This is a genomic window from Bradyrhizobium sp. Leo114, assembly GCF_055229415.2.
This window is the reverse complement of sequence record NZ_JBUYEN020000139.1, coordinates 1-2,422: the sequence shown is the minus strand read 5'-3', so window position 1 is coordinate 2,422 and position 2,422 is coordinate 1. Positions and strand designations below refer to the sequence as shown.

At 50.7% G+C, this 2,422-nt stretch carries 2 protein-coding genes and 1 pseudogene; 2 read left to right on the top strand and 1 reads right to left on the bottom strand.

Annotation, left to right across the window (positions count from 1 at the left end):
* Nucleotides 1–540: 540 nt before the first annotated feature.
* Nucleotides 541–1,221, bottom strand: a complete 681-nt coding sequence (locus tag ACZIRK_RS44895) for a RolB family protein (RefSeq protein ID WP_245475201.1) — start codon at nucleotides 1,219–1,221, stop codon at nucleotides 541–543.
* Nucleotides 1,222–1,721: 500 nt separating this feature from the next.
* Between ACZIRK_RS44895 and ACZIRK_RS44890 the strand changes: the two genes are divergently transcribed.
* Complete coding sequence (locus ACZIRK_RS44890) at nucleotides 1,722–2,039, top strand: hypothetical protein (protein WP_474419811.1); 318 nt, start codon at nucleotides 1,722–1,724, stop codon at nucleotides 2,037–2,039.
* 26 nt (nucleotides 2,040–2,065) lie between these two features.
* Nucleotides 2,066–2,422, top strand: a pseudogene (locus ACZIRK_RS44885) (transposase); the annotation flags it as partial.

Sequence of the window (2,422 nt, the reverse complement as noted above, 5' to 3'; positions counted from 1 at the left end):
GTATGTGTGTGTATTTGTGCATGTGTCCTCATCAAGGGACAAAAATACAGACCACTACAACGAAATAGAACGGAGCGTTCAGAAGCCTTGTATTGGCAGGGCCGACTTATTTATAACGAAACCATTGCACATAAAAACTCATACGGCGGGAATACAGCATCTCTTTGCTACAACAAACAAAACACATTTTTTTAAAAATACTAGAATTCTAGGTAATATCAGCAATTGACCAAATATCGCTTACACGTTTGGCGCCTATCGCGCCATCGCGGACTAATCGCGTATGATACTGTATTCAATCGTCCATAAAATGGGTCAAGACAAACTGAGAAGAAGATAGCAAACTCGCCTGGCCTTCTTAAATAAAGTGAACATTACAACAACATGGCGCCATGAGCGCAAAAGCATAGCTAACGAAAACGGAAAATAACAACAATACAAGCAACGAGCACGACCGACGCAAATAGAAATTAAAGAACCTAATGTCTTTCTACGAGGGGCCAGGACCAACATTGGCGTATTGCGGCGAAAGTGACACAACTAATCATCCCAACCAGACGCAGTCGGCCAGTCGGTCGGGGGCATAGGAGGGGGCCAAGTCATCTCTCCATAGGCGACGATGTCGAACTGACCGCTCGTCGTATCGCGTATCCATACGCCATTGTCTTGGAAACTGAAGCGGTCGGTCGCAACGACAGCGAGGAAATACTGCATATCTTCGCGCTCAACGTTAGTGCACAATCGCCGGTGGTACTTTCCCGATATAGATCTAGCAGAGATGACGGGATCGTATGGCCGGCAGTTCATCGCTATCACCACCCCGGGGCAATATTTAGTTGGGACTGCTTCGAAAGTCTTGTCTTCGACACAGGAACGCGCAAGGTTGGTAGGCAAATAGACATACAAGAGGGGTGGGTCTGAAGCATCACCCGAGAGGGTGTCAAGTTCGATGGCCTCATTAGCGCCAGCGAGTGGAGACGCGGTCATACAGGGGTTTGTTTCGAACGCCCCAAAGTTCCTTGGAGGACGGTCGGTAGCTTGTTCATAAGCCCGCGCCTTAGCCACCCACTTGACCTGGGCTCGCTGGACCCGCTTTTGGAGGTACTTACGGTATTCTTTGACTGCCTTTTGGAGGCCCTTGCGCAGTTTGTCTCCGGTCGTGCCCGTCAGGCAGACGCTGTCAAATTCGGGGCGCTCGTAGGCTGGATAATTGTCTCCCATGGTGAAAGTGTGAAGTTTACGACAGATACTATAAGAGGGCTCGCTGCGTGACGAACTATAAGAGTGACTCGTATATATAGAGGCTTTGTCCACGAGCGATGAGCTGTGTAATCTCCAATCGGCACAGTGTTGCCGTTGCTGGTGCATTAAAGGGGCATCGTGTTGGATGTGTCCCTTCACTGCAGGTCGAGATCAAAGACTTCTTGCCTTCTGCGAAAAGCCACAAATGTCACCGTCTAAAAGCGTGGTTCAACTAAGAATACCTTGGGAATGTCACCTTCTGTCGTTCTCCAACAATAAAATATGCTTGGGTCTCGCTAAGGCTCCAAGTTAATATTCGTGAGCTTTTCGCTTATGAAAAGGCCATTATCCTATTCGCTTGCCTAAGCTTGTCCATTGGATCCTGTCACTGTCTACAATTGCGGTCCAATGAGGAAGAGCGTCCCTGCGGTCCAATTTAATTGTTCGCTGTTGGGCCAGTGCTGTTCTTTGAGAACCTGTTGGCATTGATTGGTGGTTGGACATTGATTGGTGGTTGGACATTGATTGGTGGTTGGACATTGATTGGTGGTTGGACAGGATATATCGCGTTGTCGCCTTTGCTTATTCGTGCATTTGTGCGCTCGTTTGTTCGTTGGTTTGCCAAACTGTTCGCCGTCAGGGCCTGTGAGACAAACAGGGGGATTTTGCGGAGGGAGGATTTCTGGTTCATCGTAGCCACCAGGAGCGAAGATGAAACAGAAATCCGGACCGGGCAAAGCGTCGGCAGACCAAGTGAGCATGACCTGCCACTGAGTATTTCCTCCAGAAGGAGTTAGAGTCCGGCCCGAAGAAGGACGGACAGATGAAGCGAGCAAGGTTCACGGAAGAGCAGATTATCGCGATATTGAAGGAGCATGAGGCTGGGGCGAAGACGGCTGATCTGGCTCGCAAGCATGGGATCTCGGAAGCGACGATCTACAATTGGAAGGCTAAATTCGGCGGCATGGAGGTTTCCGAGGCGAAGCGGCTGAGGACCTTGGAAGAGGAGAACGCGAAGCTGAAGAAGCTTCTGGCCGAGCAGATGCTCGATACGGCGGCGCTTCGCGAGCTGCTTTCAAAAAAATGGTAGGGCCCGCCGCCAAGCGCGCTGCGGTCGCGCATCTGCAGGCCGTCATGAGCCTGTCGGAACGGCGGGCCTGCTCGATCGTGGGCGCGGATC